31 protein-coding genes are annotated in these 26,049 nt (G+C 71.5%); 14 read left to right on the forward strand and 17 right to left on the reverse strand.

Features of this window, described 5'->3' with window-relative positions; translation table 11 throughout:
- Positions 1-32: 32 nt before the first annotated feature.
- The 4 genes from C475_RS05135 to C475_RS05150 all read left to right on the forward strand — a co-directional run bounded on the left by C475_RS05135 (position 33) and on the right by C475_RS05150 (position 3,275).
- Complete coding sequence (locus C475_RS05135) at positions 33-1,307, forward strand: potassium channel family protein (RefSeq protein ID WP_006882718.1); 1,275 nt, start codon at positions 33-35, stop codon at positions 1,305-1,307.
- Positions 1,308-1,309: 2 nt separating this feature from the next.
- A complete protein-coding gene (locus tag C475_RS05140; RefSeq protein WP_049930135.1) occupies positions 1,310-1,870 on the forward strand; it encodes a magnesium transporter in 561 nt (186 codons plus the stop codon).
- Between the two features lie 55 nt (positions 1,871-1,925).
- A complete protein-coding gene (locus C475_RS05145; protein ID WP_006882720.1) occupies positions 1,926-2,495 on the forward strand; it encodes a magnesium transporter in 570 nt (189 codons plus the stop codon).
- Between the two features lie 558 nt (positions 2,496-3,053).
- Positions 3,054-3,275, forward strand: a complete 222-nt coding sequence (locus tag C475_RS05150) for a hypothetical protein (protein WP_006882721.1) — start codon at positions 3,054-3,056, stop codon at positions 3,273-3,275.
- 27 nt (positions 3,276-3,302) lie between these two features.
- Here the strand turns inward: C475_RS05150 and C475_RS05155 are convergent, their stop codons facing one another.
- Positions 3,303-4,265, reverse strand: a complete 963-nt coding sequence (locus C475_RS05155) for a 5,10-methylenetetrahydromethanopterin reductase (protein WP_006882722.1) — start codon at positions 4,263-4,265, stop codon at positions 3,303-3,305.
- Entirely contained in the window at positions 4,262-5,104 is an 843-nt protein-coding gene (locus tag C475_RS05160; protein ID WP_006882723.1) for a coenzyme F420-0:L-glutamate ligase, read from the reverse strand. The genes C475_RS05155 and C475_RS05160 overlap by 4 nt, the downstream gene beginning before the upstream one ends.
- A 114-nt stretch (positions 5,105-5,218) precedes the next feature.
- On the opposite strand from C475_RS05160, the gene C475_RS05165 reads away from it, so the two are divergent.
- On the forward strand, positions 5,219-6,061 hold the full coding sequence (locus tag C475_RS05165; RefSeq protein WP_006882724.1) for an inositol monophosphatase family protein: 843 nt from the start codon (positions 5,219-5,221) through the stop codon (positions 6,059-6,061).
- Between the two features lie 22 nt (positions 6,062-6,083).
- Here C475_RS05165 and C475_RS05170 read toward each other — a convergent pair whose 3' ends face one another.
- Complete coding sequence (locus C475_RS05170) at positions 6,084-6,572, reverse strand: metallophosphoesterase family protein (protein WP_006882725.1); 489 nt, start codon at positions 6,570-6,572, stop codon at positions 6,084-6,086.
- A 135-nt stretch (positions 6,573-6,707) separates the two neighbouring features.
- On the opposite strand from C475_RS05170, the gene C475_RS05175 reads away from it, so the two are divergent.
- On the forward strand, positions 6,708-8,066 hold the full coding sequence (locus C475_RS05175) for an NUDIX domain-containing protein (RefSeq protein WP_006882726.1): 1,359 nt from the start codon (positions 6,708-6,710) through the stop codon (positions 8,064-8,066).
- A 19-nt stretch (positions 8,067-8,085) separates the two neighbouring features.
- Here the strand turns inward: C475_RS05175 and C475_RS05180 are convergent, their stop codons facing one another.
- Positions 8,086-8,457: a hypothetical protein gene (locus C475_RS05180; protein WP_082223254.1), complete on the reverse strand. Its 372-nt coding sequence runs from the start codon at positions 8,455-8,457 to the stop codon at positions 8,086-8,088.
- Positions 8,458-8,576: 119 nt separating this feature from the next.
- On the opposite strand from C475_RS05180, the gene C475_RS05185 reads away from it, so the two are divergent.
- On the forward strand, positions 8,577-8,891 hold the full coding sequence (locus C475_RS05185) for a hypothetical protein (protein WP_006882728.1): 315 nt from the start codon (positions 8,577-8,579) through the stop codon (positions 8,889-8,891).
- Positions 8,892-8,903: 12 nt separating this feature from the next.
- On the opposite strand, the gene C475_RS05190 is transcribed toward C475_RS05185, so the two are convergent.
- From C475_RS05190 to C475_RS05220, 7 genes are all read right to left on the reverse strand, one after another.
- Positions 8,904-9,650 carry an MBL fold metallo-hydrolase gene (locus C475_RS05190; RefSeq protein WP_006882729.1) on the reverse strand — a complete coding sequence of 249 codons (747 nt, stop codon included), beginning with the start codon at positions 9,648-9,650 and terminating at the stop codon, positions 8,904-8,906.
- 248 nt (positions 9,651-9,898) lie between these two features.
- Positions 9,899-10,270 (reverse strand): rhodanese-like domain-containing protein, encoded by a 372-nt coding sequence (locus C475_RS05195; protein WP_006882730.1) that lies wholly within the window; start codon positions 10,268-10,270, stop codon positions 9,899-9,901.
- A gap of 71 nt (positions 10,271-10,341) precedes the next feature.
- A complete protein-coding gene (locus tag C475_RS05200; protein WP_006882731.1) occupies positions 10,342-10,944 on the reverse strand; it encodes an NUDIX hydrolase in 603 nt (200 codons plus the stop codon).
- Entirely contained in the window at positions 10,941-11,570 is a 630-nt protein-coding gene (locus C475_RS05205; RefSeq protein ID WP_006882732.1) for an NUDIX hydrolase, read from the reverse strand. Before C475_RS05205 ends, C475_RS05200 begins: the two co-directional genes overlap by 4 nt.
- On the reverse strand, positions 11,567-11,983 hold the full coding sequence (locus C475_RS05210) for a hypothetical protein (protein WP_006882733.1): 417 nt from the start codon (positions 11,981-11,983) through the stop codon (positions 11,567-11,569). Before C475_RS05210 ends, C475_RS05205 begins: the two co-directional genes overlap by 4 nt.
- A 70-nt stretch (positions 11,984-12,053) precedes the next feature.
- Positions 12,054-12,551 carry a DUF5809 family protein gene (locus C475_RS05215; protein WP_006882734.1) on the reverse strand — a complete coding sequence of 166 codons (498 nt, stop codon included), beginning with the start codon at positions 12,549-12,551 and terminating at the stop codon, positions 12,054-12,056.
- 24 nt (positions 12,552-12,575) lie between these two features.
- Entirely contained in the window at positions 12,576-13,088 is a 513-nt protein-coding gene (locus C475_RS05220; RefSeq protein WP_049930137.1) for a DUF5810 domain-containing protein, read from the reverse strand.
- A gap of 118 nt (positions 13,089-13,206) precedes the next feature.
- On the opposite strand from C475_RS05220, the gene C475_RS05225 reads away from it, so the two are divergent.
- From C475_RS05225 to C475_RS05235, 3 genes are all read left to right on the forward strand, one after another.
- Positions 13,207-13,776, forward strand: coding sequence for a metal-dependent hydrolase (locus C475_RS05225; protein ID WP_006882736.1), 570 nt, complete (start codon positions 13,207-13,209; stop codon positions 13,774-13,776).
- Between the two features lie 26 nt (positions 13,777-13,802).
- Entirely contained in the window at positions 13,803-14,438 is a 636-nt protein-coding gene (locus C475_RS05230; protein WP_006882737.1) for a uracil-DNA glycosylase, read from the forward strand.
- Between the two features lie 74 nt (positions 14,439-14,512).
- The gene (locus C475_RS05235) at positions 14,513-15,034 is read left to right on the forward strand and encodes a DUF5817 domain-containing protein (protein WP_006882738.1); all 522 of its coding nucleotides are present in this window, start codon (positions 14,513-14,515) and stop codon (positions 15,032-15,034) included.
- Here the strand turns inward: C475_RS05235 and C475_RS05240 are convergent.
- The 3 genes from C475_RS05240 to hmgA form a co-directional block, all read right to left on the reverse strand.
- Entirely contained in the window at positions 15,031-15,414 is a 384-nt protein-coding gene (locus C475_RS05240; RefSeq protein ID WP_006882739.1) for a hypothetical protein, read from the reverse strand. The genes C475_RS05235 and C475_RS05240 overlap by 4 nt on opposite strands.
- Positions 15,415-15,463: 49 nt before the next feature.
- Positions 15,464-15,682 (reverse strand): hypothetical protein, encoded by a 219-nt coding sequence (locus C475_RS05245; protein WP_006882740.1) that lies wholly within the window; start codon positions 15,680-15,682, stop codon positions 15,464-15,466.
- 171 nt (positions 15,683-15,853) lie between these two features.
- Complete coding sequence (gene hmgA / locus C475_RS05250; protein WP_006882741.1) at positions 15,854-17,113, reverse strand: hydroxymethylglutaryl-CoA reductase (NADPH); 1,260 nt, start codon at positions 17,111-17,113, stop codon at positions 15,854-15,856.
- 88 nt (positions 17,114-17,201) lie between these two features.
- On the opposite strand from hmgA, the gene C475_RS05255 reads away from it, so the two are divergent.
- Positions 17,202-18,791 carry an amidohydrolase gene (locus tag C475_RS05255; protein WP_006882742.1) on the forward strand — a complete coding sequence of 530 codons (1,590 nt, stop codon included), beginning with the start codon at positions 17,202-17,204 and terminating at the stop codon, positions 18,789-18,791.
- Between the two features lie 83 nt (positions 18,792-18,874).
- Positions 18,875-20,341: an MATE family efflux transporter gene (locus tag C475_RS05260; protein WP_006882743.1), complete on the forward strand. Its 1,467-nt coding sequence runs from the start codon at positions 18,875-18,877 to the stop codon at positions 20,339-20,341.
- A gap of 45 nt (positions 20,342-20,386) precedes the next feature.
- On the opposite strand, the gene C475_RS23755 is transcribed toward C475_RS05260, so the two are convergent.
- Complete coding sequence (locus tag C475_RS23755) at positions 20,387-21,910, reverse strand: hypothetical protein (RefSeq protein WP_049930139.1); 1,524 nt, start codon at positions 21,908-21,910, stop codon at positions 20,387-20,389.
- A 65-nt stretch (positions 21,911-21,975) separates the two neighbouring features.
- Between C475_RS23755 and C475_RS23760 the strand changes: the two genes are divergently transcribed.
- Entirely contained in the window at positions 21,976-22,146 is a 171-nt protein-coding gene (locus tag C475_RS23760; RefSeq protein WP_161625168.1) for a hypothetical protein, read from the forward strand.
- Positions 22,147-22,168: 22 nt separating this feature from the next.
- On the opposite strand, the gene C475_RS05270 is transcribed toward C475_RS23760, so the two are convergent.
- Positions 22,169-23,704, reverse strand: a complete 1,536-nt coding sequence (locus C475_RS05270) for a hypothetical protein (protein WP_006882745.1) — start codon at positions 23,702-23,704, stop codon at positions 22,169-22,171.
- Between the two features lie 205 nt (positions 23,705-23,909).
- Between C475_RS05270 and C475_RS05275 the strand changes: the two genes are divergently transcribed.
- Positions 23,910-24,695 carry a DUF7089 family protein gene (locus tag C475_RS05275; protein WP_006882746.1) on the forward strand — a complete coding sequence of 262 codons (786 nt, stop codon included), beginning with the start codon at positions 23,910-23,912 and terminating at the stop codon, positions 24,693-24,695.
- Positions 24,696-24,951: 256 nt separating this feature from the next.
- Here the strand turns inward: C475_RS05275 and C475_RS05280 are convergent, their stop codons facing one another.
- Positions 24,952-26,016, reverse strand: a complete 1,065-nt coding sequence (locus C475_RS05280) for an aldo/keto reductase (RefSeq protein WP_006882747.1) — start codon at positions 26,014-26,016, stop codon at positions 24,952-24,954.
- Positions 26,017-26,049: the final 33 nt, after the last annotated feature.

Below are 26,049 nucleotides of genomic sequence, written 5' to 3' on the forward strand. Positions count from 1 at the left end.
CGGACAACGGGCGGCCGGCGGGGTGGGCGGCCGTGACCGACGACCGCGTCGAGTACGAGCCGGTCAGCGTCAAGGAACTCGTGGGCGAGATGAAAGACATCGCCGAGCTACTCGTCGACCTCTCGTACTCCTCGGTGCTGTTCGACGACCCGGCGCTGGCGGCGGAGGTGCTCGAACTGGAGTCGGAGATGGACGTGCTCCAGCTGCGCGCGCGGATGAGCCTCGTGATGGCCGGTCGCTCGCCGGAGGAGGCCGAGGAGCTGGCGCCTATCTTCGGTATCGTCGGCGCCGCCGAGAAGATCAGCGACGCCGCCGGGGACGTGGCGAAGGTCGTCCTCGACGACGTGGGACTGCCGGCGTCGCTGCGCGCCGGGCTGCCCGACCCCGTCGAGACGCTCGCCCGGGCGGAAATCGTCGAGGAATCGCCGTACGTGGGGCGGACGCTCGGCGACGTCAACCTGGAGACGGAGACGGGCGTGCGCGTCCTCGCGGTCCGCCGCGGGAACGAGTGGCTGCTCGACCCCGGTCGCGAGACGACGCTGCGACCCGGCGACGTGTCGCTCTGTCGGGGCCCCGACGACGGTATCCAGGGGGTCTTCGAGACGATGACCGGCGAGCCCTACGAGCGGCCGGCGGTCCCCGAATCGGAGATCGCGGACCTGGACCGCGCGGTCGAGACGGTCGTGTTGATGCGCAACGTGAGCGAACTCGCGGTCGACCTGGCCTACGGGAGCGTGCTGTTCGACGACCCCGAACTCGCCCGGGAGGTGAGCGAACTGGAGGTCGAGGTCGACGCGCTGAAGGAACGCTTCGAGGCGTGGGCGCTTCGGGCGGCCGCCGAAGTCGCCGAGCCGGTGACCATCCGCGGGCTGCTCCACATCGCGGCGAGCACCGAGGTGATCAGCGACGCCGCCCTGGAGATCAGCGAGGGCGTCCTCCGCGGACTGGGGAGCCACCCGGTCGTCCAGGCGGCGGTCGCGGAGTCGGACGAGATCATCGTCAGCGTCCCGGTCGCGGCCGGCAGCGACCTCGACGGCACGACTATCGGCGAGCAGGCGCTCCGGACGACGACCGGGACCCTCGTCATCGCCGTCCGCCGGGAGGGCGGCGACGACGGCTCGACCGAGCGGTCGACCGGCGGGCACGAGCCGGCGCGCGACACCGACTGGGTCCTGACCCCGTCGCCCGAGACGCGCTTGCGCGCCGGCGACGTCCTCATCGCGAAGGGCACCAGAGCGGGCGCCGAGCGCCTGCGGGCGCTGGCCGGCGCCGGGGACGCGAGCGGTGCCGAGCCCGGGTCGGAGTGACGATGGCCGGCGACTGGTCGGTCCGCGGGATCACCCGCCGACTCTTTCCGCTGTTGGTCGCGCTCACGCTGCTTGAGCTGCTCGGCGGGCTCACCCTCGACGGCTTCGAGGCGACGCTGACCCGATACCCCTCCCTGCTCGTGCTCGTGCCGGTCACCATCGGAACCGCCGGGAACCTCGGGAGCGTCCTCTCGGCGCGGCTCTCGACGGCCTTCCACCTCGGGTTGCTCGCCTTCGAACCGACCGACGAGCGCCTCGGCGGCAACGCCATCGCGACGCTACTGCTCGCGGTGACGGTGTTCCCCCTGGTCGGCGCCGGCGCCTGGGCGATCACCTGGGCGACCGGCACGGCGACGCTGCCGGCCCGGACCGTCGTCGCGGTCGCGCTCCTGAGCGGCGTGGTGCTCTCGGTCCTGGCCGTCGTCGTGACTGTCGTCACCGCCTACGGGGCCTACCGCCTCGAAGCCGACCCCGACGACGTGGTCATCCCTGTCGTCACGAACGTCTGCGACGTGCTCGGCGTGCTCGTCCTCTTCGGCGCCGTCCGGGTGGTGGTCGGGTGACCGGTCGCGGGGCTCGCGGCCGGGCGACCGGGCGCTCGCGCGGAGGTGTCGCCCGGTGACGCTCCGCTCGGTCGCCGTCGAGACCTACCGGAGCGCGCTCCCCCCGTTGCTGGTCAGCGCCCTCGGCGGCCTGCTCGCCGGCGCCATCCTCGGTCGGATGGAGGGCGAACTCGCCGCGGTACCCGGACTGCTGGTCGTCGTTCCGGCGTTCCTGGCGATCCGCGGGAGCGTCTACGGCTCGCTGGGCTCGCGGCTATCGAGCGCGCTCCATCAGGGGCTCGTCGAGCCGCGGTTGGCCTACGACGACCGGCTCGCACGCGCCGTCGTCGCCGCCCTGCTCAACGGGCTGGCGGCGAGTCTCGTCGCGGCGACGCTGGCCGTCGGATTGCTCCGCGTACTCGGGCGGTCGGTCGCCCCGTGGCCGACGCTCGCGCTGATCGCGCTCGCCGGGGCAGCGATGGCCGGCGTCGCCCTCGTCGGGACCATCCTGGTCGTCGTCTTCGTCGGCTACCGTCGCGGCGCCAACCCCGACGATCTGGTTGGCCCGGCAGTGACCACGGCCGGCGACGTGTTCGGCATGGCCGCGCTCTTTCTCGCCACCCGGCTCGCCCTCGCCGTGAGTTGATCGGTGGGTGTCCGTGCTCGGAGGGCGCCGAGCGTTCGAGCCACCACGGCTACAGCGACCGCGCCCATCCACTCGATCGCGACCGCAGACAGCGTGAAAGCCCCGACCGTCTCGACTCGCGCGGCTCGCTGCGCTCCTCGGGCTTCGCCCTGCGGTGCTTACTTCCCCGGGCTTCGTCGAGACGGTCGCCCCTTTCATTCCCGCCCGCACAGACTGGTCGATCAGCCGACGCGGGTGGGAATGAAAGGGGCGACGCGTTCGACCCGGCCCGGACGACGCAAGCACCGCAGCCCGGAGTCATCGTGAGCGGAGCGAGCGATGACTCCGGGCGAGGAGCGCAGCGAGGCCCGGACGGTCGAACGCGGCGGGGCTTTCACGCTGTTTGCGGTTCCTGCGGTTCCTGCGGTTCCTGCGGTTCCTGCGGTTCCTGCGGTTCCTGCGGTTCCTGCGGTCGAGATGGCTCCGAGGGCGGTGACGCAGACCACACACTACCCACATCCACACCATCTCCGACTCGCACACGAAACCTCGAAGTAGGACGGATGCAAAGCCCCGCGTATGGTAACTCTCGCAGAGTCGGCGACGGAGCTCGTCGACAGTATCGTCCAGATGCCGAGCGAGTTCGCGGAAGTGGCGGCGCACGACCCGCTGAACTACGTCCTGATCGCCTTCGGCGCCCTGTTCGTCGCCGGCGCCTCTGCGGTGTTCGGGTATCTCTCGCTGGGCGCCGTTCTCTCGCTGATCACCGTCGACAGCTCGCCGCCGCCGGAAGCGCGATAGCCAGCGCGGGTCTCCGGTTTTCTCGTCTCAGTCCATCTCGCCCAGTAGCTCGATAGCTCGCTCGACGTCGGGGCCGAGCGGCGACGCCGCGACGAAGCTGTCGGCGTACTCCAGCACCGCGTCGATCTCCGATTCGATGTCCTCGGGCGAGCCGGCGATGCAGAAGGCGTCGAGCATCGCGTCGGTGACCTTCCCGGCGGCCTCCCGGAACTCGCCGGCCGATACCGCCTCACCGACCTCGTTCGCGGCCGCGCGGTCGATGTCGTGGCGTTCGAGCACCGGCGGGGGCGCGCCGCCGGCGACGAACGCGACCGGGAACCGCGCTTCCTCGCGGGCGGCCTCGGCGTCTTCGGCCACACTGACCGAGGCGTAGGCAGCGAAGTCGAAGTCGCCGCGATGGTCGGGCCGCTCGTCGAGCCCCTCGGCGACACGGTCGCTGGCCCACGCGTAGTCGCGGGGGTGAGCGCCGTTGTAGAGGGCGCCGTCGGCGTGTTTGGCGGCCATGCGGGTCATGTGGGGTCCCTGGGCGCCGACGTACACCGGAATCTCGCCGGCGTCGTAGTTGAGGCCGGCGTCGTCGGCTGCGAAGGTGCCGTCGTGGTCGACGCGCTCGCCGTCCCACAGACGCTGGGCGACCTTGAACGTCTCCAGCACCCGTCGAAGGGGGCTGTCCGGGTCGATACCGAGGTTCGCGAGCGTCGAGGCGTCACCGGGGCCGACGCCGAAGACGCCGCGGCCGTCGCTGTACTCGTCGAGGGTGGCCATCCGCGAGGCGAGCGTGACCGGATGGGTCTCGTAGGGGTTAGCGACGCCCGGCCCCACGCCGATGTCGTCGGTCTCGCCGGCGATCGCCGTGAGCGCCGCGAACTGGTCGCGGTTGTTGTAGTGGTGGCTGACGAACGCGGTATCGAAGCCGACCGACTCCGCGGTCGCGCCCAGCTGTGCCATCGTCGAGACCGGATGCTCCGGCGTGAGTTCTATCGCTCTCATTCTGAATCACCGTCGGATGCGTCGTCGCCGTCACCGCCTTCCGCGCCGCCGTCGCCGTCCGCGCCGCTACCGCTGTCGCGCAGTCGCTGCTTGTCGTACTCCCACTCGCGCAGGGCGTCGCGGACGTAGTCGCCCTGGGGCGAGCGAAAGAGGCCGTCGTGGGGCTCGTGGCCGCCGAACTCGAACCCCCGGACGACGACGACGGGGAGGCCGTCGTCGCCCTCGCCGGTGAGGAGATTGGCGGCGGCGGCGAGTTCGTCGACGACCGCCTCGACCGTGACGCCGAGTTCGCGGCCGTCGCGGTCCGATTCGCCGCGCCAGTCGCGGGCCGCGGGCATGCCCGCCCAGCCGAGGGCGACGCCGCGCTGGCCCTGCCGGAACGGGCGTCCCGAGGTGTCGGTGACGACAACCGGTGCGTCGAGCGTCTCCGCGATGCGCTCGGCGCTCGCGGAGGGGTCCTCGGGGAGGAGGAGCAGATCCGAGTCGGGCACGTTCGAGCGGTCGATACCGGCGTTGACCGTGACGTGACCGAACCGCGTCACGGCGAGCATGAGCGGTTCCTCGGTGAGCAGCTCCTCGCTCTCCGAGAGGACGGCCTGGGCGAAGCGAGGGTCTTTCTCCTCGTCGGCGAGGTCGCCGATGCGCTCGGCGATGCGCTGCGCCCGCGGGCCGGGGTCGAACTCGGCCAGGTCGACCCCGCGGCCCTCGGCCTTCGAGACGATAGAGTGGGAGATACAGACCACGTCGCCCGCCCGGAGGTCGACGCGCTCGGCGACGAGTTCGCCCACGTCGTCGCCGGGGCGGACCTCGGGGAGGCCGTCGACCGCGAACAGTTCCATACCCGCTCTGGGGGGTGGCCCGGCAAAAGCGCCCCGCTACGAGCAGGCCTCGCCCGGGTCGGTGACGGGCGCCGATCCGAAACCCTGGTAGGTCGCCGCCGCACAGGCCAGTCCATGTCCGACGACTCCGCGGGCGCCGACGCCCTCGGCGACCCTGCAGCCGACGCCGCGACGCTCGCCGACACCGCCGTCCTGGCGGTCGAGGCCGGCGGCGACTACCTCCGCGAGGCCTTCGCGAACGGCGGGACGCCCGCCGACTACACCGCCACGGATGTCAAAGCCGAGGCCGACCGCGAGGCCGAGCGGCGCGTCCTCGACGCTATCGCCGACGTCCACCCCGACCACCGGATCTCCGCCGAGGAATCGGGCGACCACGACGGCGACGGGGGCTACCGCTGGGTGGTCGATGCCCTCGACGGCACGAACAATTTCGCCGCCGGTATCCCCACCTTCGGCGTCGCAGCGACGGCCTGCGAGCGGGCCGGGCCGGGCGGTCCGGAGAACGAACCGGTCGCCACCGCGGTCCACGTGCCGGTCCTCGACGACACCTACGTCGCGACTCGGGGCGGGGGTGTCCGGTACAACGGCGATCCGGCGGCGGTGACCGACGGGACGACGCTCCCCCCGGCGAAGGCGACCGTCGCGACGATCATCGGCCCCGAAGTCGTCTCGGGCGGCGCCGAGCGCCGCGAGTGGGACGCCGTCGTCGACGCCGTCGGCGAGGTCCCCAAACGGGTCGTCCAGACGTGGGCGCCCGTGGTCTACTGGGGGCTGCTCGCCCGCGGGAAGCTGGAGGGGTTCGTCTGTTACTACCCGGCCGAACGCGAGCAGGTCGCCGGCTCGCTGCTCGCGCTGGAGGCCGGCGCCGTGGCTCGCGCGGAGGGCCCGCTGACCGTCTTCGGTGCCGACCGGGAGATCCGCGACGCGCTGTTCGACGCCGCCACCGACGCGCTCTGATCTGCCGCCCCAACCGTCCAGCTCAGGTCTCGTGAACGGTCACGTCGATCTCGCCGTCGGCCGCCTCAACGGTCAGCATCGTCGCCCGGTCGGCGGGGGCGGCGCCGGTCGCGCTCCCGGGGTTCAGCACGCGTACGCCGTGAACCTCGCGGTCGAACACCCGATGCGTGTGGCCGGCGACGCCGACGCGGGGTTCGTCGGCCTCCTCTCGGACGGCCGTCGAAACCCGGTCTTCCCAGCCGCGCTTGGAGCCGGTGCCGTGGAGGACGACGAACGTGACGCCGCCGAACTCGACGGCGACCCGCTCGGGGAGGCCGATCGATGGGTCCGTGTTCCCCGCCACCGCGGTCAGTTCTGGAGCGAGGTCCTGCACGTCGGCGAACGTGCTCTCGGTGTCGAAGTCGCCGGCGTGGACCACGTGGTCGGCCGCGCGGATCCGCTCGCGGAACGAGTCGGGGATCCGCCGGGCGCGCGATGGGATGTGCGTGTCGCTGATGACGGCGAGTTCCATGGGATCGACTTCGACCGGGACGCCCAAGTCGGTTCCCTTCGCGGAGCCCCGTCGGTCGCGCCCGGCTTCCGCCCTCGCGCCGCCCGTCTCTCGCCACCCCGAGGCTGATACGACAGGCGGGCGAACGTCCGAGCGATGACCGAGAGCGACGAGAGCGACGATGCGGGAACCGACGACCCCATCGAAACCCACGTCGTGACCGTCTTCCTCCGCAACGAGACCGAAGTCTTGCTCCTCCGTCGGAGCGACGCCGTTGGGTCCTACAGCGGGCGGTGGGGCGGCGTGGCCGGACATGCGGAGGGACACCCCGACGCCGCCGCGCGCCAGGAGATCCGCGAGGAGACCGGGATCGACCCCGACGCCGAGACCGCGTTGGTCCGGCGGGGCGACCCCTTCGCGGTGGTCGACGACGACCTCGGCCAGCGATGGGTCGTCCACCCGTACCTCTTCGACTGCACGACCCGAACGGTCGACCCGAACGAGGAGACCGACGAGTTCGAGTGGGTCCCGCCGACGGCGATCCTCCGGCGGGAGACGGTTCCACGGTTGTGGACCTCTTACGACCGCGTGCGGCCGACCGTCGAGACCGTCGCCGGCGACGCCGAACACGGGTCGGCCTGGATATCGCTGCGCGCGCTGGAAGTCCTCCGCGACGAGGCGGCGCTCGCGGTCGAGCGGGCGCGCGGAGGCGACGGCGGCGCCGGTATCGGGGACGGCCCCGCGAACTGGGGCGACCTCACCGATCTCGCCCGCGAACTGCTCGACGCCCGCCCGTCGATGGCGGTAGTCGAGAACCGCGTCAACCGGGCGATGGACGTCGCCGCCGAGGCGGCCACGCCGGCGGCACTCGAATCTGCTGCCTTCGAAGGTACCGAACGATCAACGGCCGCAGACGGGGATGCAGCCGCTCTCGCGGCCGAACGACTCCCCGACCGGATCGCCACGCTGTCGCGGTCGGGGACGGTCGCGGCGGCTGTCGAGCGGGCGGACCCGGAGGAGGTGTTAGTCGCCGAGTCCCGACCGGGCGGCGAGGGCGTCGGAACCGCCGAGCGTTTCGCCGCGACCACGGACGCGACGGTGACGCTGACGACCGACGCGGCGCTGGCCGACCGGCTGGCTGCCACGGGCACCGAGGCGGTCGTGGTCGGTGCGGACACGGTACTCCCCGACGGACGCGTGGTGAACAAGGTCGGGACGCGAGCGGGGGCGGCCGCCGCGGCGAGCGAGGGTCTCGACTGCTACGTCGTCGCCGCGAGCGACAAGATCGCGGCCGCTGGGACCGGGGAGGGAGCGGGACCGATCGAAGTCGACCGCGAGGAGCGCGACCCGGCGGAGCTGTACGACGGCGAGGTCCGTTTGCGAGTCGACAATCCGACCTTCGATGTGACGCCGACCCGACTGGTCGACGCCGTCGTAACCGAGAACGGGACGCTCGATACCGACGGGGTCGCCGAAATCGCCGCCGAACACGCCCGGACAGCCGACTGGGGCTGAGCGGGAGGCCCCTGTGGGGTCAGTCGTCCTCGAACACGGCGTCGGGGAGCGCCTCTCGGACCGGCTCTGGCGTGCGATAGTCGCGGTACTCGACAGTCGCGGTCACGAGGAGAAACACCGCGAGGAGTGCGACACCGGTCGCCTGCGAGTCGCCCACGTCGGCGCGGTCGAGGGCGTTGTGGAACCAGAAGACGTTCGCCAGCGGTGTCGCGTGGAACTCGTGGGCGTACCGGGCGCCGGAGGTCGGCAGGAATCGCCAGGCGTCGGGGAGCATCGCCCAGATCCCGCCGCAGACGACCAGCGTCCGCTGGAAGGGGACCCGCGGGACCAGCATCAGGACGACCGCGGTGCATGCAGCCCCGACCGCGAAGTGGGTGATAGCCAGCGACATCGTAGACTGTGCCGTCGGTTCGATGTCCCGGTACAACACTCTGTCGGGGGCGTAGCCGCGTCGGTCCGCGAGGCCGTTCCGCGAAACCGTTTTCACCGGGACCGTCCTCGGATCGACCGATGACGGCCGACGCCACCGCCGACGGAGTCGCCCAGCGTGTCGTCGTCCGGTACGCGCCGGTCACCGGCCGGATCACCGAGGAACTGGAGACCCCGCGGTACGGGGCCTATCTCCGGCGGGCGGAAGCGGGACCGGTCGCCACCGGCGACGAGTGGGGACACTTCGTCAGCCGCGGCTGCGGTGCCACCGCGGACGTGACGCTCACCGTCGAAGCCGTCGAAGGCGGCGACCGGGTAGGCGAGACGACCGAGTTCGAATTCGCGCCCGCGACGGAGGCCGACGAGGACGCGTCCGCGACCGGGGACGGCGGCTGACCGACTCGGCGCTCAGCGTTCGTCGAGCGCGACCGGGACGCCAGCTTCGGCCACGTCGGCGGCGAACCCCCGGGAGTCCGTTTCCAGCGTGGAAAAGGTGTTGTAGTGGACCGGGACGACGAGTTCGGGTTCCATCGCGGCGGCGAGCGCCGCGGCCTCGTGGCGGTCCATCGTAAACCGCGGACCGATCGGCGGGCAGAACACCGACACCTCGACGTTCTGGTGCGGGCCGAGCGCGTCCGTGTCGCCGGGGTAGAGGACACGCTTGCCCTCCACGTCGACGACGAAGCCACAGCCGAACCCCTCGGGGTGAAACGGCGTGCCGTCCGGTCTGGTGTGGGGGCCGTTCTCCTCGTTGTACGCTGGCACCGTCCAGATCGGCACGTCGTCGACGGTCAGCGAGTCCTTGTCGCCCACCGTCACCACCTCGTAGGGAAGCGAATCCAGCGGCGGGAGTTCGCGGTCCTCGACGCCCTCCTCGATGGCCTCGAAGGCGACGAGCGTCGTGTCCTCGTTGGCGACGCGTTCGACGCCGTCGGGGTCGTAGTGGTGGACGTGGGTGAGACAGACCACGTCGGCGTCCTCGGGGCGATAGTCCCGTGCGGGTGGGTGGCCGACCCCGTCGGTGTCCGGCTCCCACTCGCCGGTGAGTACGCCGTATCGCCCCGGGTCGGTGTAGACGACGGTGTCCTCGCCGGCGAACCGCAGCGTGGCATAGCCCAGCCACTCGACGGTGATCCCGTCGTGACGCACGGTCATTGCTCTCCCTACGCCACCGAGTGCACATAAGTCGGGTGCTTGTCGACCGAACGTGTGCGTATACGTTCGATCCACACGAATACGCGCCGAACACGTGGACTTTTCACGGGCGACCGCGAACCCGCGGGTGGTGGCGATGACGAGCAGTTACCCCCACTGAGCCCCTTGTGACGAGGACTTTCACCGAGCCACCGTCTCACGCCCGCGAGCGGTGGCGCTGGAAAACCAGTGTGAGACGCTGACGACGGTCAGAACGGCGCCGGGGACCCGTCGCCCGAGCCGCCTTCGGCGTCGGCAGATTCCAGCGCGCCGTCCCAGTCGTTCAGCCCGCCGTGGAGGCTCTCGACCGGACCGTCGACGCCCTCGTAGGAACCGACCAGGCGGGCGGCCTGGACGCTGGATTTGCCCATCGGGCAGACCGTCACGACGCGCTCGGCGCCGTCGAGTTCCTCGACGCGGTCGGTCAGCTGGTTCGCCGGGATGTTCTCGCTGCCGGGGATGTGCCCGCGCTCGAACGACCCGGGGTTCCGGATATCGACGATCCGGAGATCCTCGGGCGGTTGCTCCCCGTTCTCGTCCAGCAGTTCCTGCAGTTCCTCGCCGGAGATCTCGCCGTCCATCGTTGGCGGCGATCGGTGGTCGGCCGGCATATGCCCGTCGGAGTCCACTGGACGCACGCGGCGACGCCGGACTACAGCAGCCCCTCGTCGCGGGCGACCAGCAACGACACGAGCGAAGCGGCGAACGGGACCTCGCGCGACCGGACGGCAGCGACGGCCTCCTCGGCGGGAACGGCGTACATCTCGATGTCCTCGCCGCCCTCGCGGTCGGGCGCACCCGGTTCGAGGTCCGTCGCGTAGACCACTCCCTGACGCATCCGCGTCCACGCCGTGGGCTCGAACACCTCCAACAGCTCGGCCTCGTCGGCGCGGAAGCCGGTCTCCTCTCGCAACTCGCGGACACCGGCCTCGACGAACGACTCGCCGTCGTCGACGGCGCCGCCGGGGACCGTGAGCAGCGACCGGTCCAGCCGGGCGTCGTACTGGTCCAGCAAGACGACATCGCCGTCGGCCGTCTCGGCGACGACCGCCACGAAGTCGCCGGGGTCGATCCAGTAGTAGCGGCTCACCGCGCCGTCGGGCTGGCGGTACTCGTCGTAGCCGGCACTGAAGTAGGGGTTCTCCCAGACGACCTCGGTGTCCAGACGAGTCCAGTCGGCGCCGGCGTCGGCGGGCGGGTCGGCGAGGTCGGCGGCAGCCACGGACCGAGGGTCGCCGTCCGCCTCGCCCGTCACAGCAGCCCGTCCTCCTTCGCGAGCAGTATCCCCTCGATGGTGGCGTCGTTGGCGGGTTGGCGCCGGGCCACCGCCAGCGCGTCGTCGATCGGGACCGTCGTCACCGAGAGGAACTCGTTACCGTCGAGTTTCCGCTCGACCGGTTCGAGGCCCTCGGCGAAGACGATGCCCCGACGGTGGCGGAGGACGCCGGTCGAACACCAGAAGTCTTCGATCAGCGAGATGCCGGCGGGGTCGAAGCCGGTCTCCTCGCGCAACTCGCGGGCGCCGGCGGTCGTGAACGACTCGCCGTCCTCGACGATGCCGGCGGGGAGTTCGAGACACTGCTCGCCGATGACGGGGCGGTACTGGTCGACGAGGACGAGGTCGTCGCCCGACCGCGCGACGACGACGACGGCGTCGGGGAGTTCGGCCCAGTAGTAGGACTTCTCGGTGCCGTCCGGTTGCTCGACGCGGTCGTAGCCGCCGGTGTACCAGCCGGTCTCGTACTCGGTCGCGCGGTCGGTGACCGGCCAGTCGTGGTCGGGTTCGCGGACCGGTCCGTCCGCGGCCGCGTCGGTCGTCGAGCCGTCGTCGCTCCTCTCGCGGTTGGCGTCGCGTCCGTCGCCGTCCTCGGGATCGCTCATGGTCGCTGTGAGACCGCGACCCGGTAAAACGTGCCGTTGTACGAGACGAGCACGCCCGACTCGGAGACGGCGGTCGCGTTGCGCGCCGACAGCGTCGAGCGCTCGTCGAACGGCGAGTGGGTGAACGACTCCTTGAACCCCCACGGTCCCTTCCGGTAGGGGTCGGAACTGCCGTTCCGGAGCGCTTGCGTGGTGTAGGGGTACTGTCGCTCCGAGAGCGCGGAGCCGTTGACGGCGGCGCTCTCGTTGACCGCCACCGTTCCGTTCGCCGACGCGTTCCCCGCGTCGACGGGCTCGGCGGTGACGTAGTAGGGGTCGCCGCTCGCGAGCAGCGACGGGAGGGCACCGAGCGCGAGCAGCGCGACCATCACTCCGAGGATCAACAGGACGGCGTTGCGGGTGACCCGACGCATACCCCTCGCTACGGCCGAGCGAGTGAAAACGACACGGATACGCGGTCGCCCGACGAACTTCCCGCCCGCCTCACTCTGTGTCGGACTCGGTGGCGTCCCCGTCGGCCTCGTCGGGTCCCTCGCCCGCCCCGTCCGCGCTCTCGTCGCCGTCGGTCACAAGCTCGCGGTAGATCCGGCCGAACGCCTGCCGGCGGAGCGTGCCGACGGCGGCCTCGCGTTCCTCGTGGAACGTGGCTGCGACGACGGTGTCCGCCGCGGGCGCGGCGTGCCAGACGACGCTGTCGACGTTCTCGCTGCCGACCTCGCGGACTTCGTAGTCGTCGTGTTCGGCGACCCACTCGTCGAACGCCTCGCGCGAGCCCACGCGGACCTCCAGCAGGGAGGCGAACAGGGCGTCGCGGGCGGTCTCGACGACCTCGCTCGTCACGCGGTCGCGGTACTCCTCGGCGTTCATCTCCATGGCCTTCGCGGTCTCCTTGACGACGACCTGGGCCGTCGACCCGAGCGCCTCGTAGCGCTCGCGGGCCGCGGCGGCGGTCGCCGGCGCGAGCGTCCCTTCGGTGTCCATGTCAGCCCGTTCGGCGGCCGCGACTTAGGAGTCCCCGGTTTCGTCACCGTCGGCGCCGGCCGCGTCCGGGGCGTCGCCGTCGTCGGTGTCACCGTCCGCGGCGTCGTCGTCGCCGGCGTTCTCTCGTCGTCGCCGCGTCAGCTCCTTCGCTTCGGCGAGCACGTCGTCGGTCTCGCCCTCGAAGTGGTCGAGGTCGGCGACGCCGCCCGGTGCCGCGCTCTCGACGGCGTCGGAGGGGCCGGTGGCTTGGCCGTCGCCGTGCTGGTGCCCGCCGTGGCCGTGGTCGTGCTGGTAGCCGCCGCCGTGGTCGTGGCCGTCGGTGGTGTCCTCGAAGACCTGCGGGAACTCCGCCTCGTCGGCGTGGTCGACGACGCGCTCGGCGAGTTCCGGCGGGTCGAGCGCGGCCCAGCCGTCGACGCGGTCGTCGAGCCACGCCTCGTGGTCGCCGCCGCGGAGCATGGCCGTGAACGCGAGGTGGTTGGCGAGGTGCTCGGCGTCGGTCTGGGGGTCGCCGCAGACGGGACACGCGTAGCCCATATTCGCCCCGACGGCCGCGAGGCGCATATGCCTTTCAGAACCGAGCGAGCGGTGGCGCCCGACCGGGGCGGTCGAGGAGCCGACACACGTAAGGACCGGACGGCCGTCGGATCCGGTGATGTGGCCCTGGGGACACCTGGCGATGGCGTACCTCGTCTACAGCTGCTACTCGCGACTCACGCGGGGTCACCGCCCGACCGCCGCGACCGCGCTGGTCGTCGCCGTCGCCTCGCAGTTCCCCGACCTGGTCGACAAACCGCTGGCGTGGACGCTGGCGGTCCTGCCGTCCGGACGGTCGCTCGCCCACTCGCTGCTCGTGTTAATGCCGCTGATCGCGGTGCTCTACACCGCTGCTCGGGTCCGCGACGAGGGCGAGGCACCGCTCGCGGTCGCGTTCGGGATCGGCGCGCTCGTCCACACCTTCGGGGACGCGTTCTACTCGCTGGTCGCGCTGGAGTTCCGCGAGGCCGGGTTCATGCTGTGGCCGGCGGTCCCGCCCCTGGAGTACGAGATCGAACAGAGCTTCGCGGCCCACTTCGCGCTGATCGACGCCTCGCCCGAGCTGTACTTCGAGTTCCTGCTCGTCGGGGTCGCCCTCGTCGTCTGGCGGGCGGACGGCTACCCCGGCCTCGCGACGGTCCTCGCGCTGCCCGCCCGCGCCTGGCGCGGCGTCACCGGGGCGGAGTGAGTCGCGGCCTTCGCCACTAGCCATCGATGCCCGAGTTCCCCGACCCCGAGACCCGGAACGCGTTGGCCGAGGACTGCCGGCGCTGTCCCGCGCTCGCGGACTGCCGCGAGCGCATCACCTGGGGCAACGGTCCCGAAGACGCCTCGGTACTGGTCGTCGGCGAGGCACCGGCCGCGGGCGACCCCGACGCCGAGCGCTGGCGCGGCGGCAACCTGACCGGGTTGGCCTACACCTCGCGGCGCTCAGGACGGAAGATCCGCCAGATCGTCGCCGACGCGGGCTACGCCGGCGACGCCTACTACACGAACGCGGTCAAGTGCTTCCCCGCGGACCCCGACGACCCGACCGACAACCGCGAGCCGACCGCCGAGGAGCTGGCGAACTGTCGGCCGTACCTCGTCGAGGAGATCCGAGCGGTCGACCCGGTCGCCGTGCTCGCGACCGGGAAGCACGCCACGAAGTCGGTGCTGGCGGTCGAGGGGCGAGAGCTGGACGGATTCCTCGAATCAGTGCTGGAGCCGGTCGACTGCGAGCAGTTGGGAACGACGCTCGTTCCGCTCGTCCACCCCTCGTACCAGGAGGTCTGGATCGGGCGACTCGGATACTCGCGCGAGGAGTACGTCGCGGCGATCCGGGAGACACTGTCGGAGTTGCGAACGTGATCGCTTCTGCGGCCGGACCACTTCCGCCGCGCTTGCCGAACGTTGATATCGGGGGGCGCGCTACCCCGGGATAGATGTACGCCGTCGTGGGCTGTAGCGACTGTTCGATGCTCTGGGTCGTCGAGGGGCGCCCGGAGACGAGTCAGTGCCCCCGCTGCGGGACGACTCGCCAGTACGCCAAACGCAAGAAGTTCGTCTCCACCGAGCAGGAGGACCACGCCCGCGAGGTGCGCGCGTCGATGCTCGCCAACCGACAGGGCCACGGCGACGCCTTCGCCGAACTCGACTCGTTCACCGAGATGGAGCGCCAGATCGACGAGGTCGGACCCTCCGACACCGAGTACCTCGAAGGATCGGGGCTGGACGCCGACGCGGTCGCCGAGGCGGGCGAGCGGGCGATGGAGGCCAGCGGGTCCAAGAGCCGGAAAGAGCGGGTTCGCGAGGCCGTCCGCGAAGTCGACGAGGCGACCGAGGCGGCGGTCGTCGACTACGCCGCCGAACGGGGGGTCGACGCCGAGTACACGCGGAAGACCCTCGAAAAGCTCGTTCGAGCGGGTGAGGCAACCGAGAACCGGGGTACCTATCGACTACTTTAGAGGATGAACACGACCGCGAATATCGGGACGCCGACGCAGTAGACGAGGCCGTAGACGAACAGGTTCGTCGGAACTTTCCCCTCGTGTTTGGGCTCGTCCAGCGTCTCGTGGCTCATGGTGTCGTGGAACTGCGCGGGGATGTCCTCGCGGACGGTGGCCCGCGAGCGGAACCGATCGAGCGGGTCCCAACCGGTCAGGCCGAGCTTCCAGGCCGCCGAGACGACCCAGACGATCCCGAGGACCGGCCCGAGAAAGAGGAAGACGAGGCCGACGATCGGGTTGAGGACGCCGGCGTCGACAGCGCCACCGACGAGGCGGACGGTCGCCACTGGCGCGATGACTCCCGCGGCGGCCGCGTAGATCGGAGCCTTCTCGTCCATCGTCGGATGGGAGGGTAGCGACCGCAATAGGCGTTTCTCCGGCGCCCCCTCAGACAAGGCCGAGCGCCTTCGCGGCGCCGGCGAGGGCGGCCAGCGTCGTCGCCGCGAGCTTCAGGAGTCGCATGATCCGGGTCGCCCGGCGCACCGGCAGGTCGTCGTCACCGCCCTCGCCGCCGTCGTCGCGACATTCGTCACCGTCTCCCTCGACGGACGGCTCGTCGATCGCTGTCGTGCGGACGCTGCGGTCCGCGGTACTGTTCGAAGGCATGGGTGTGGGCGCGCCCGCCGGGGGTCCCGGTCGGACGCACTCGAACTACCGGGCCTCGGTAGGTAAACGCCAGCCGTCACCGGAGCGAAAGTGAACGTCGAGCCGATACTCCGGACTGAAAAGATCTCCGCCGATCAGGTACCGTCTCCCGACAGAGGCCGTCGGGGCCGGTTACCGACCGAGTTCCTCGTGGGCGCTGGAGAGATGTCTGGAGGCGAGCGCCGAGACGAGCGAGAGCTCGCCTGCGAGCGCGCCGGCCGCGATGACCTCCGCGAGCCCGTCGGCGTTCGAGCCGACCGGGTCGCCGCCGCCGGCGAACCCGATCACGTCGAGCAGCTCCGACTGGGTGGCGAGATCCGTGCCGCCGCCGACGGTGCCGACCTGGAGACTGGCGAGGTTGACGCTGGCGTACAGTTCCTCCTCGCGGGCCTCGACAGTGGTGATGCAGTTGCTCCCCTCGACGACGTGGGCCTCGTCCTGGCCGGTGGCGATGAAGACACCGGCGACGACGTTAGCGGCCTGGGCGTTGAACCCGAGGCTCCCCGCTTTGGCGCTGCCGATCAGGTTCTTGCGCGTGTTGGCCTCCTCGATGGCCTCGGGAGTGGTCCCGAACCGCTCCTCGACGACCGCGCGCGGGATGGTCACGTCCGCGGTGACGGTGTGGCCCCGCCCCTCGACGGCGTTGATGGCGGCGGGCTTCTTGTCCGTACAGAGGTTGCCCGACAGCGCGACCAGCGAGGCCGGTGTCTCGTCCTCGACCACCTCGGCGGCGGCGCGGGTGGCGATGGTCGCCATGTTCATCCCGTTGGCGTCGCCGGTGTCGTAAGAAAAGCGCAGGAAGACGGAGTCGCCGACGACGTACGGCGTCACCGACTGGAGGCGGCCGTGACTGGTCGTCCCCTCGGCGGCCTCGGCGAGTCGGTCCTCGTTGTCCTCGACCCACTCGGCGACCTCGGCGCCCTCGGCCACGCCGTCGACGCGGAAGACGGGCGCACGGGTCATCCCGCGCTTTGTCACTCGAACCGTCGCGCCGCCGGCCGCCGAGATGGCCGAACAGCCGCGGTTGACGCTGGCGACCAGGGCTCCCTCGGTGGTCGCGATGGGGAGGTAAAAGTCGCCGTCGGCGGCCTCGCCGTGGACTTCGACGGGGCCGGCGACGCCGACGGGGAGTTGCGCCCCGCCGACGAGGTTCTCGATGTTCGAGTCGGCCGACTCGGCGGCGAAAGCGTAGTCGCCGGTCGCCGAGAGGTCGACGCCGGTGTCGCGCTCGACGACCAGCCGGCGGGCGGTCGCCGCGGTTTCGGCGTCGGCGTGGTCGTCGAGCTCGTAGAGCCGCAGGTCGCCGTCGGCGACGCGGTCGGCGAGGGCCTGGGGGTCGGCCCCTCCATCGACACTCGCGTCGGCGGCGTCGTCCTCAGAGTCGTCGGTCATGCCCGGAGCCTCGCGGTCGACGTTCCTAAGGGTTGCTGTCCGGTCCTCGCCCGAACGTTTAGGGGCGCGCCGGCCACCAGTTTCCACCATGACAGCGGCCGCGGATCTCGTGTTCACGAACGCGGAGATTCACACCCTCGCCGACCCGGACGAGCGGGCTGAGGCCCTCGCCGTTCGAGACGGGCGGATCGTCGCGGTCGGGTCGGCCTTCGACGTGGAACATCTCGCGGGCGTCGAGACGACGGTTCGGGACTGCGAGGGGCGGGTCGTCCTCCCCGGGTTTATCGACGCTCACACCCACCTGCCGATGGTCGGCCGACGACTGGTCAACGCGGACCTCTCGGCGGCCGGCTCACCCGCCGAGGCGGTCGACCTGCTCGCGGCCCGCGCGGCCGAACTCGAGGCCGAGGACGGGCCGGATCGCGAGTGGGTGCTGGGCTTTGGCTACGACGAGAGCGCGTGGGCCGACGACCGGTATCTCACCGCTGCGGACCTCGACGAGGTGAGTACGGACCGCCCCGTCGCCGCCGTCCGCGAGGACATGCACCTCGGGTCGCTCGATTCGGTCGCACTCGACCGCCTGCGCGGCCGGATGCCCGACGCGGACGTGCGCACCCGGGCGGACGAGCCGACGGGCGTCGTCGTCGAGGACGCGCTCGACGCGCTGTGGGAGGCCATCGAACCCGACCGCGCGGCGATGCGGCGGGCGGTCGACGCCGCCGCGGAGCGGGCCGCGGAACTCGGCGTCGTCGGCGTCCACGACATGGTCCGTCGCTCGGAGGTTCCCGCCGTCTATCGCGAACTCGACCGCGTGGGCGCGCTCGGCCTCCGGGTCCGGCTGAACTACTGGAGCGACCACCTCGACGCGGTCGCGGAACTCGGCCTCCGGACGAACCACGGGAGCGACCGCGTCCGCGTCGGCGCGATCAAGACCTACACCGATGGCTCTATCGGCGGCCGCACCGCGAAGCTCTCGGAGCCGTACGCCGACGCCGAGCGCGCGGAGGCGGACTCGGGAGGCTCCGACCGGGACCCCCGGGGCCAGTGGGTCGTCGACCCCGAGGAACTCGGAGAGCTCGTCACCCGCGCCGACGCGGCGGACCTGCAGGTCGCTGTCCACGCCATCGGCGACGAGGCGATCCGCGAGACGCTGGACGCCCTCGAATCAGCCGACGGCGTCCGCCACCGGATCGAACACGCCGAGGTGCTGACCGACGAGCTGGTCGAACGCATCGCCGGGAGCGACGTGGTCGCGTCGATGCAGCCGAACTTCCTGAAGTGGGCGCGGGCGGACGGGCTCTACGCCGCCCGACTCGGCGAGGGGCGACGGCTGGCCTCGAACCGCTTTTCCGACTTGCTCGACGCGGGCGCGGACCTGGCGTTCGGGAGCGACTGCATGCCGCTGGACCCCCTGTACGGGATCCAGCAAGCGGTGACTGCCCCCGACGAGCGCCAGCGACTCTCGGTCACCGAGGCGTTGCGGGCGTACACGAGCGGCGCCGCGTACGCGGGCTTCGACGAGGACCGCCTCGGCACCGTCGAGCCGGGGAAACTCGCCGATCTGGTCGTCCTCGACCGGTCGCCGTGGGACGCCGATCTCGGCGAGATCGCCGACATCGACGTGCGGGCGACGGTCGTCGGTGGCGAGGTCGTCTTCGACAGAGACGGCGCGCGGTGAGTCACCGTTCGATCCGCGTCGGCGGCCGGTCCCGCGGTTCCGGTACCCGAAGGTAGACGGGCGGCCGGCCTCTGAACGGCCACATGGCCGTCCGACGACGGATCCGGGACGCCCTCTTTCTCTTTCCGGCGCTACTGGACAGACTCGGGATCGCCGACCGCGAGAAGGCGGGCGAGGCGTTCGACCTTGCGCTGCCGGTGATGGTCACGGGAGCGCTGCGCGTGCTCCTGCGCGTCGCCGACTTCCTGATGGTCGGGATCGCGCTGGGCGACGCCGCCATCGCCGGCCTCGAACTCGGCTTCCAGTACTACTTCATCGGCTTCGGCCTCTCGCTCGCGGTCTCCTCGGGGACGATCAGCGTCGTCTCCCGACTGCAAGGCGCCGACCGGCCCGACCGGGCGGACCTGGCGGTCAAGCAGTCGCTGTGGCTGGCGCTCGCGATATCGCTCCCGTTGACGGCGGTCGCGTGGGTGTACGCCGAGCCGCTGGTCGGGCTGTTGACGGGCGACGAGGCGGCGATCCGGTACGGCGCGACCTACCTCTCGATCGTCATGCTGTCGATGGCGCCGCGGTTCTGGTCGATGGTCGCCTCGCGGGCGCTGGCGGGCAGCGCCGACACCCGGACGCCGATGTACGTCCGGCTGACGACGCTGCCGACGAACGTCGCCCTCAACGCCGCGCTCATCTTCGGGCTCGGCGCCGCGCCGGAACTGGGCATCGCGGGCGCGGCCATCGGCACCGCCGCCGCCAACACGCTCGCCGCCGCGGTCTTCTTCGTGCTGTTGGTCTCGGGGCGCTACGCCGTGACGCTCGAGTTCTCCGGGCGCCAGCTCGACCTGGGGCTCGTCCGCGAGATCCTGCGCGTCGGCGTCCCGCTGTCGGGGATGCGCCTGCTGCAGACGTTCGGCCGGTTCCCGTTCCTGTTCATCCTCGGCCAGCTCGGCGTCGGCGCGGTCGCCGCCTACGCCATCGGGCGCCGCGTCATCCTCCTGGCGCTGATGCCCGCGTGGGGCTACTCGACGGCGGCGTCGACGCTCGTCGGCCAGTACGTCGGGTCGGGCGACGACGAGAACGCCGCCGCCTACGGCTGGCAGACGCTCCGGATCGCCCTCGCCACGCAACTGATCATCGCCGTGGCGCTCGTCGTCGCGGCCCGACCGGTCGCCGCCGCCTTCGGCACCGACGAGATCGACCTGACGGTCCAGTTCATCCGGGTGTTCGGTCTCGCGGTCGCCGGCTTCTCGATATCGCGGACGATGCGCGGCAGCCTCCGGGGCGCCGGCGACACGCGCTGGCCGCTGTACGGGACGATCCTCGGAACCTACGTCGTCCGGCTCCCCATCGCGTCGCTGGCGCTCCCCGCGGGGTTCGCCGTCACCGTCCTCGGCGTGTCGGTCCCGTTCGGGGCGGGCATGGGCTACACGGCGGTGTTCGTCGCTATCGTCGCCGACTTCTACGTGAAGGCGGCGGTCAACACCGGTCGCTTCCGGTCGGGCAAGTGGCGCGAGGTCGCCCGCGCCTCGGGCGTCGGCGCCGGAGCCGACGACTGACTACACGCGGCCCGGACTTCACCGCGGATCAGTCCTCGCTGTGAGTCAGTCTCCGTCGCGAACCCGTTCGTACAGCGCTGTCCCGCCGATCGCGGCCAGCGCCGCGCCGACGCCGAAGCCCGCACCGTCGCCGGCGGTCGTCTCCTCTGGCTCCGTCCTCGTCGGCATCGCCTCGTCGGTGGGGGCAGGTGTCGCGGTCGCAGTCGCGGTCGCCGTCGGCGACGGGGTGGGCGAGGGCGTCGGCGTCCGGGACGGTGTCGCGGTCGCCGTCGACGACGGGGCGTCCGTCGACGGCGCCGTCGCCGTGACCTGCGGGGCGTCGTCGCCGCCGAGTTTGACGAGCCACGCCTCGCTCCGCGGGTCCGCGCCCTCGGACTGGTACTGCGTGATGCCCGCGAGGGCGACCCCGCCGTCGGCGGTCCCGGTCACGTCGCGGACGTTGTTCGTCGCGCCGACCGAGACCGTTCTGCTCCAGTTCGCTTCGAGCCCGTCGCCGAGTTCGCCGACCACGCCGACCCCTGTCTGTGCGCCCGCCGACTCGCCGCCCTGGCCCGCGACGACGGTCCCGTCCGCGGTGTCCGCGACGGCCGAAAACCGCGTCGCGGGCTCGGGGGACAGCCGCCGGGTCGCTCGCTGACTCCCCGAGCCGTCGACCGAGAGGACCCACCCGTCGAACGTGTCCAGGGAGCGACTGGCCGCGAACCCCGCCGCGACGTACCCGTCGCCGGCGGGGGCGATATCGACTAGCTGGTTCTGCGCGAGCGCGGCGTCCTCCGTCGGCGCCGTGAACGCTTCGCGCCACTGCACCTCGTCGTTCGCGCCCGCGCGGAAGACGACCGACCGGATCGTCGCCTGGCCGCCCGAGGAGTCCTGAATCGCGGCGGTCCCCACGTAGCCGTCGCCGTCGGGCACGACGCTCAGAATCTCCGACTGGCGGTCGGTGAACAGCCGCGTCCGCGAGCGCTCCTCGCCCTCCGGCCCGACCCTGACGACGAGCCCGCTCGCGGACCCGCTCCGCACGTCGGTTCCGGCGATCACGTAGCCGTCGGCCGACGCGATCACGTCGCGAGCGAGTAGCCCCCCGTCCCCGCCGCTGTCGCTCTCGTAGGTTCGCCACCACTGGACGTCCCCGTCGGGGCCCGTTCGGACGAACGCCACCGTCCCCGACCGCGTGGCCATCCCCAGCAGCGCGTACCCGTCGCCGTCGACGGCGGGGACGTGCTCCTGAAAGGTGGGGCGACGCTGGCTCTCCGCGTTCGCGATCGTCGCCATCCACTCCCCATCCCCGCTCGTCGCGTCGGCGCCGAACAACCAGCCTGGGATCCCCGTCGGCTGGGCCCCGGACTGGCCCAGAACCACGAGCCCGTCGTCGCCCTCGACGACCGACGTCGCGCCGTTGTACGTGGCGTTCGAGTAGGTCCGGTTCCAGCGGAGCGGCAACTCCCCGACCGCGTCGGCGCCGCTCACACCGTCACCTCGGGAGGCCCCCGCGACCCCACCGAGGACCGCGCCGGACGCCACCGTCCCGGCACCGGCCAACAACCGCCGTCTCGAGAGACCGTCTGTCATACGGCCGTCAGTAACCGCGGCGTCCTGATAAACCGCCCACATTCGGACGCGGCGGCCGTACGTTCGTGGCAGTCCGGAGCGGCCCCCAGCGGACGGTTCGCTCGGGCGGGAACGGGGCCTTTAGGTCGCTGGCTGCGGAACCGCCGAGTATGAGCTACGGGACGAAGTTCACGCTCGGAACGATCGGCATCGCTGCACTGCTCGCGCTCGCGCTCGTCGTCGTCTTCCTGTCGTAGGTGGCACTCGGCCGCGACGGGGTCACCCCTCGTCGCTCGACCCACCTCGAAACCGGGCCAGCAGCGCGCTCCCGCCCAGCGCCGCTAGCGTCCCGGCGATGCCGAATCCGGGACCGTCGGCGGAGGCGGTGGCTGACCGGCTCTCCGGCGCCGGTCCGGTCGTGGCGGCCGGTGGTGCGGTCCCGGTCGGTTCGGACGTCGCGGTTTCGGTCGCCGTCTCCCGAGGAGTCGCCGTGGGCGTCGGGGTCAGTGTCGGCCAGGGCGTCGAGGCCTCCGTCTCTGTAGGCGTCGGCGTCGCGGTTTCGGCCGGGTCGCCGCCGAGTTTCGCCGCGATCGGATACGACCAGCCGTTGGCGTCGAGATGGTTGCCGACGACTGCGAGCCCGCCGTCGGTTGTCGCCGCGGCGTCGGTGACCACGGACGGCTGACCGAACGGGTCTATCAGCTCCCACTCCGACGAGAGCGACGCGTCGACGCCGCGGAGCCAGGCGTATCCGACCTCCGCGTCACCGGTCGGGAAGGTCGAACCCGCGAGGACGTACCCGTCGCCGTGGGGGACGACCGCGACGAACTCGCCGGCACCGTCACCACCGGGTCGGCGAAGCGCGCTGTACAGTCGGTCGCCCCCAGCGTCGGTCGAGAATGCCCACGCCCGCCCCGTCGCGTCCTCGTCGGCGGGCGAAACGAACCCTGCAAACAGGTATCCGTTCGCCGTCTCGGCCACGTCCTCGATGAAGTGGAAGTCGCTCGCGTCGCCGGCCGACCGCTGCCGGTAGAGCCGGGACCACTGCGGTTCGCCGTCGGCGCCGACCTTCGCCACCCAGCCGTCCTGTCGGCTGGCGTCCCGCTCCGACCCCCGGCGCGCGCCGCCGTAGACGAGATACGCGCCGTCGCCGGTCCGCTGGACGCCGTACGCGTAGGTCGCGAAGTGTTCGTCGAGTCGCCGTTCCCAGCGGATCGTCCCCTCGGCGTCGACGGCCACCACCCAGGTGTTCGGGTTGTCGATGTCGACCGAGAACCCGACGAGGACCGCACCGCCGTCGGCCCCCGGCGCGAGGTCCCGCGCTTCGAACATGTCGAACGGGGGCTCGTACGCCCGGCGCCACTCGATGTCGCCCTCGGCGGTCATCCTGAGAGCCGTCGGCTCGGCCGTTGCGTCGTCGGCGTCCGGGTCCGCCGTGTACCGACCGAGGAACAGCCGACCGCCGTCCCCCGCTGGTACGGACGCCTGCGTCAGGAACTGCCCCTCGACGTAGGCGGTCGCCCCGCCGCGGTCCGTCCCGCGGACCGCGTCGGTCCCGAACTGCCAGGGGTCCGTGTCGTCGTAGTCGTCCCCGGAAAACCCCCCGATTCGAACGCGGCCCTCGGCCGCTTGCACCGACACCGGCCTGGTCACCCCGTCGTCGTTCTCCACGAGCGCCTGCCACCGAACCGGCGGGGCTCCCGCCTGGTCTCCCCGGTCGACCGCCGACTGAGCGCCAGCTTTCGTCGCGATTCCCCCCGACAGCGCGGCGCCCCCTGCCAGCAGGACGCCCCGTCGCGAAACGTCGTCGACCATACGGTCGGGCTTGGCCCCGTCATCCGATTTAAACGTTCGCGGCGCGGGACGGTGCGGTCGCGTCGTTCGACCGGGCGACCGGGTCGCCGGGAACCGATGGGGTTTAGCCCGGACGGGCCCTGTCGACAGGTATGATCACTTCGCCGAGCGCCGTGGCGGTCCGCTCCGGTCCGGCCGCCACGTCGCACGAGGGAGCGCGCCGGTGATGTTCACCGAACGCGACCTCTCGCCGGACATCGCCGCCGTCCGCGACGAGCACGCGCCCGACGCGCTCGTACTCGACTGCGCACGTGACTTCGAGACGCTCCCCGCCGCCCAGGCGGAGGACCTGGCGCTGGTCACCGACGCGCTCGACCTCCAGTCGTTCCCCGACGAGTGGCTGCCGACCGACGCGCCCGAGTTGCTCCGACGGTACGCGAGCGACGAGTTGACCGTCGGCGCGCCCGGCGACGGCGGCGTCGCCTGGACCCGCCAGACCGACCCACCGGTCGTCCTCGTCAAGCCTCGCCTGGAGGGGTCGCCCGACGCGTTCGTCGACTTCCTGGTCGCCGAGGCGCTCGTCCAGGTCGGCCTCGACCGGCCGGAGCATTTCCTCGGTTTCTTCGGCGAGCGCTACCCCGACCTCGCCGCGGCCGGCGAACGGCGACTCGACCCGACGGCCACCTACCAGCTCGCCGCGGCGCTGTACGACGCCTATCTGGGTCTCCACACGCGCGCGGTGTTCGCTGACTGGGACGGCGACCATCCCGACCTCTTCGACGCGTGGGCCGACGCCGGCGAACGGCTCGAACCGCGTCTGGCCGACCTCTCGACGGAACTGGCCCGCGGCGAGACCGGCTTCGGCGACGCCGCCGAGCTGGCCTGCGCCGCGATAAAACACGGCCAGGAGCCCCCGACTCCCTTCGGCGCGCTCGACACCGAGGCCTACCGCGAGTACGGCGCCGACTACGCCGTTCAGTGGGCCGAGAAGACGTTCGACCGGCTGGACTGACCGCCCGCGGTCCGCCGTCCTCGAACAGCCGCCGTTTCGTGTGGAACTACCGGTCGAGGGCCGACGAACCGAAACCGCAGGATGGCGCCCGTGTGACGAGCGTCTGACGGGGCGGAGTGAAAGTGAAATCCGTGCCAGCGAATCGCAAGACGTGAGCGGGGTTCGACTCGAAACGAGGGGGTTCGTCGAAAATCCCGGGATAGCGCCGGTTTGAGCTGAAACGAAGGGGTTGCCGATCTGGTGTCGAAAGGGAGGTTCAGTCGCCGGCCGACTTCTTGCCGGTGTCCTGCAGGTCGGCGCCGCCGACCGACGAGCGCAGGGCGTCCATCCCGTCGTCGCGGTCGACGCCGAAGTTGTCCTGATACAGCGCCTCGACGCGGTCCATCTCCTCGTCGGAGAGCGGCGGGACCTCGGCGGCGCCGGCCCACTCGTCGATGTCGTCGGTGGTGCGGAACGTGGGGGTGACCGTCGCCACCTCGTCGTGGCCGAGCAGCCAGCGGATCGACGCTTGGGCCATCGTCCGCGTGCCCTCGACGCCCTCGGGGTCTTCGAGGAACCGCAGCGCCTCGACCTTCTCCCAGCCCGCCTCGTACCACTCCTCGGGCCGGTGGGCGCGGTGGTCGCCCTCGCCGAGTTCCGTCTCGGGGGTGACCTGCTCGTTGAGCAGTCCCGAGGAGTGGGGCACCCGCGGGATGACGCTCGTCTCGGCGTCCAGTTCGCGGATGGTTTCGAGGGTGTGGCGGCCGGGCGTCTGCTCGAAGACGTTGAACACCAGTTGCACGGCGTCGAAGCCCTCCTCGACGGCGTTCTCCGCTTCGGCCAGCCAGCCGATCGAGGGGCCCAGCGCCCACCCCACGGAGTCGACGCGGCCCGACTCCTGCAGGGCGTCGAGGGTCTCCAGCACGTCCGCGTCGACCTCGTCGACGTTGGCGTTGTGGAGCATCAGGTGGTCGACGTACTCCATGTCGAGCCTGTCGAGCGAGCGGTCGAGCGCCGTCTCGACCCACTCGGGGTCGACGCGCTTGGGGAGTTCGCCGTGGCCGGCCTGGGGGTTGTTGTAGAAGTCGTAGCCGACCTTCGTGGAGATGGTGACCTCGTCGCGGTACTCGCCGAGCGCTTCGCCGACGAGTTCCTCGCTGTCGCCGTGGCCGTACACGTCGCCGGTGTCGAAGTAGGTGACGCCGCGGTCGACGGCGTGATGAAGCATGTCGACGGCCTGCTCGCGCGTGCGGTCGCCCCACCAGTCCGTCCCGACGACCCACGCACCGAAACCGACCTCGCTGACTTCGACGCCCGAATCGCCGAGTTCGCGCTGGTTCATACCCGCGGATTGGGCGTCGTTGCACTTAGCCGC

It is taken from the genome of Halosimplex carlsbadense 2-9-1 (assembly GCF_000337455.1).
GTDB lineage: Archaea > Halobacteriota > Halobacteria > Halobacteriales > Haloarculaceae > Halosimplex > Halosimplex carlsbadense.